We start from the raw sequence: 4,396 nt of genomic DNA, 5'->3' as shown, positions 1-4,396 counted from the left end.
TGCAAGATGCTGCCGATCTGCATGGGGGGCTGTGCCCACCAGGCTATGTTCATTAATTCGGGCAGACCTGAGTGCAAGGAATGGAAATATGGTCTGGAACATTACGTTCGGGCTAGATTTTCTTATTTAAAGGCTCAGAGAGCAGCTACCGATAAGTCCTGCTAATGTGTCCGAAAATGGCTGTATTAAGGGGTCGCCTGAGACTTTAAGAGATTTGCAATATCTTACAGGAAATCCGGGGAACCTGTACTCACGAATTTATTCAGGGAGGACTCGAGCCCACGAATAGCCTTGTAACAGGCTAAAAACCCACCCTTTCGGAAGAAAACGATTCCATCATTTTTTTATTATTGATGTCTTCGGATCATACTCACGCGACCTCTTCAAAAATCCTTTTCCCAGTTTCCTGTTTTAATGCGCTTTTTTCATTACGAGATCCATTCTACGCCAAATAAATGAAGTCAAAGTGACCGCATAAATTATAATATTTGATTTTATAGACCAATCTGTCCTTGTTAATTTGGCTTTATAAGTCTGGTTGAAAGTGGAGCTATGGAAAGTAAAGATTTCATAAGGACAGAAAATTACAATCTCAGGCTGAAACCTACAGGAGCCAGGAAGATGTTAATAAGTTTTCCAATATACTGAACAAAAAAGTAAGTTACCAAGGGAAAGAAAGCACCTGGAGTTATGTTATCTTTTTGAAGGTAAGGGAATTAGCCCATTATCTCACTAGCAAAAAGGAAAAACTGGACTTTGTTAAACCTGAATATGGGATTGAGAGGATTGATTCCTATGACATAAGGCAAAAGATTCTGAGTATTTCTTATGTTGACTGGAAGAAACTAAGGTTTTCCAAGGCACATTGCATTATATGAAGCAAAATGCTATGTCAGATAAGCCGTTTACTCTTAACTCTCATGTTCTAGATAGAGTGAATAAGTGGTAGGCTTTGGTTTCAAGTCAAAGGTAAAATGTGTATGTTTTTACTGTAAAATGTAAAAATGTAAATTTACAGGTAAAATAGAAAAACGATATCAAGAGAAATTGTAAATTTTGCATCTTTTAGTAAAATGGCATCAATGGAAGTTGTGAAAGAGTTGTAAAATAGCAATTATTTTATACCTTTTAGTAAAATTCACGGACGTAACAAAAAATAAGTGAAAAATTAGAAGAATAAAACTCATCACACATTAGAAAATACTTACATATATTTGTCAATTAAAACTTTAAGTTCTTCTCTATCGACTAGTTTAATACCATTAGCATTCCCTAATTCCATTGCAGATTTTGTAAAGTAGCTATTTGTTACAACACTACAAGAAGTGCACTTATGAAAAGCCTGAGAGGCTACCACTTCTTGGACTGCTTTATTTGAGACGTTTTCTCTATAGTTTTTAGTTTGTACAGCAGTTCTCTCACCAAACTTGGTTATTATAAGGTCTGCTCCTTGATCACCTGATTTTGGAGTTTGTTCAACTAAATATCCCATTTTTTCATAAAGTGAGCCTATGAAATTTTCAAACTCGTAACCATCCATATTGTCAACATCATTAATTGTGAATCTTTCATTTGCATCAGAAATCAGACTCACACCAAAGATTTTAGTACTCATAAGTTCTTTAAATTCATCTAAAGTTAGATTTAACATTTTAATCTCTACTAGAGATGGATTTGTGATCTCAAGCTCTAATAAAAGCATAAAAAACATATCCATATTAGCATCTATATCATTTTTAGACACTTTTATAAACTGCTTTATTAATTGTGTCTCATTTGAAGGATGTGGTGCTAACATTTCTTTCTTAAAATTTACATAATTTTGTTTTTTTATAGCACAAGTAACAAGATCTTCCAATACCTTAATATCGTGAAATCTTGTCCCTCTTTGAACTAGAAGTTTGTTTAGCTTCTCAAGGTCTGATTTCTCAAAATGGGTATCATATTTTTTCGCGAACTCGTAAATCAGCCCAAAATTATATGTTGATTCAAAAATGTGAAAGGAGTCACCCATTCCTTCAAGAGAGATGATATTTGTAAAATAAGATTTTATTGCTTCTTCAATTTCATCAGAGGTTCTTTTTTGGGATAAATAAAGCAATCTTTTAAATTCATTTATATGTTCTGGATAATTATGTAGGTAGGTTGATAAAAAATACTGGACAAACTCCTCAAGTGTAGCTGGATTTTTATTTAAAATTACTTTAAATTTTTCTTCCAAATTTTGTTTCTCTTCCATTAATTTATTATCAATTTTTCTCTTAGCCGCTTCTCTTTTTTGAAGGTTTACTTCATCAATAGCTTTTACTTTTTCAAAGCAAGTTTTAGTTTCTGAGTGTGCACCCATCTTACGATAGGTATTTCCTTTATTAGACCAAGCTCTTTTAAAGTTGGGGTTAATTGAGGTTGCTCTATCATAGTATTTTATAGCCTCTCCATATTTTCCTTCATTTGACAGTGTACAACCTTTATGGAAATATTCACTAGCCACAGTGGATGCACAATTGTGATTAAACGAAATCGCTAGATTATAAAATATTTTAGCTTCATTATGTTTTCCTTCACCTGATAATCTCCAGCTAATTTCCATTAATGTGGTAGCGACATCATTTGCATACATTGGATTAGCTAAGATCGCTTTATTGTAAAATTTTATAGCTTCTTCATACTTCCCTTCATCTGACAATCTATAACCTATGCTACTTATTTTCCTAGCTGCATCGTCTGCATATCTATGATCTACTGAGACTGCTCTACCACAATATTCTATAGCTTCATCATATTTTTCTTTTAATGATAATTCCCAACTAATATTAATCAAATTCCTAGCTTCATCTTTTTCCGAATATAGTTGAGTATATAATTTAGAATCAATATTTTTTACTTTTTTAAAACAATGCATAGCTTCTTGATATCTGCCCATGTTAAGAAGTGTGTTTCCTTTGTTATACCAAGCATATACATTTTTTGGATTGGCTGAGATTGCTATATCGTAACACTTTATGGCTTCTTCGATTTTTCCCTCTTTTGACAGTCTACAACCCTCATCCAGCAATTTACTTTCGTCTAACTTCTCCAGTTCTGAGTTTATGAACATCCTTAAAGATTCGTTACTAATTTTACTCTCATTTTTCTTAGTATGAATCATCTTTTTTAGATCTTGGAGTTCACTTCTTGAAGGTTCTCTTTTATATTTTTGAACAAACTCACGTATTATTTTATAATTTACAGGTTCTTTCAGTTCACTTATTACTTCGCAATTTTTAGTTTCCTTCAATAATCGAGTACTTTTTTCATCTTTTCTCTGACCAAAAATATAAATGAGTATTAATACTCCAATAAAAAAAATTAACACTGAACTCATAGACAAACCTTCGCTTGAATAAATTTTAGTGGGATAATATGAATATTATTTATATATTATCTTTTTTCTGGAAAAGAGTGGATTTTAAAAGAGTATTTTTAACAAATTTATATAAGTATATCGAATTATAGGTACATTTTGAGCTGAGAAGAACAGGTGATTTAATTTTATCTAGGTTTTATAAATAGGAAGAATATTTAATCTTCAAATTATGTATAAAAATAATCTATTTGTTCAGACAAACGCTGAAACTTTCTTTCCGCAGATGTCTTCAAAAAAATAACAGTTTTCTTGCTATCGTTTTTGGAGAATTATTTAAAAAATTTGCAGTAATTATCTTAACTGAAACTCATGGAAATGACTGCTGGAAATTTTCAATTAAGGCAAAAAGCCGAAAATTTTGGAAAATTTCAAAAATAAATGTTGGAGTAACCAAGGCTAATTTCAGAAAAAACGATAGCAAGAAAAATTGTAAAAATTGAAAGGACATCTGTGGAAAGTGGGCTGAAAAAGAAGAATCAATTTTTATTAAGTAATATTTTTTAAAATTTTATGTTTGCAAAGAACTTACAGCTACGTATAAAAAATAGTTTTTATTTAAACATCTATATAAAATAATACTTGATTTTTTATTAGGGGAACTTTCTAACCTGACTTTGACAGTTAGATAAAAATAAGTGCTCCCTGTTTTATGTTCTTTGGTCAAATGAACATCACAAAACAGAGAGCATTTCCTACAATTCCTAACAAGAATGTGTTCCTATTGGCTCGATCCTTGCTGTCCAACTTTTTTATGAAAAGCTTAACTTCTGTGACATTTTTGGCAAATATAAAAGCAAGGGCCTTGATCTCAATAGTTTACTAATTGGTTTGTTAAGCTACAAACTTACTGAGAATTTTAGTATTAAAGAAGCTGGCAAATGGTTAAATCAGAAAGAGATTCTCGATATCTTAAATCTTGAACAGTTTCATGAAAGAGTTCTTTACAGAACTCTTGAACTTTTAGGACGTAACAGAGAGGAAATTCTCTCT

1 protein-coding gene and 1 pseudogene are annotated in these 4,396 nt (G+C 31.5%); one reads left to right on the top strand and one right to left on the bottom strand.

Going from position 1 to position 4,396, the window contains the following annotated elements; translation table 11 throughout:
* Positions 1-1,204: 1,204 nt before the first annotated feature.
* A complete protein-coding gene (locus RBR53_11945) occupies positions 1,205-3,364 on the bottom strand; it encodes a tetratricopeptide repeat protein (GenBank protein ID MDY0133362.1) in 2,160 nt (719 codons plus the stop codon).
* A 706-nt stretch (positions 3,365-4,070) separates the two neighbouring features.
* Between RBR53_11945 and RBR53_11940 the strand changes: the two are divergent.
* Positions 4,071-4,396, top strand: a pseudogene (locus RBR53_11940) (IS1634 family transposase).

The sequence above is a fragment of the Desulforegulaceae bacterium genome (assembly GCA_034006035.1).
Taxonomy (GTDB): Bacteria; Desulfobacterota; Desulfobacteria; order Desulfobacterales; family JACKCP01; genus JACKCP01.
This window is presented reverse-complemented; position numbering and strand designations above follow the sequence as displayed.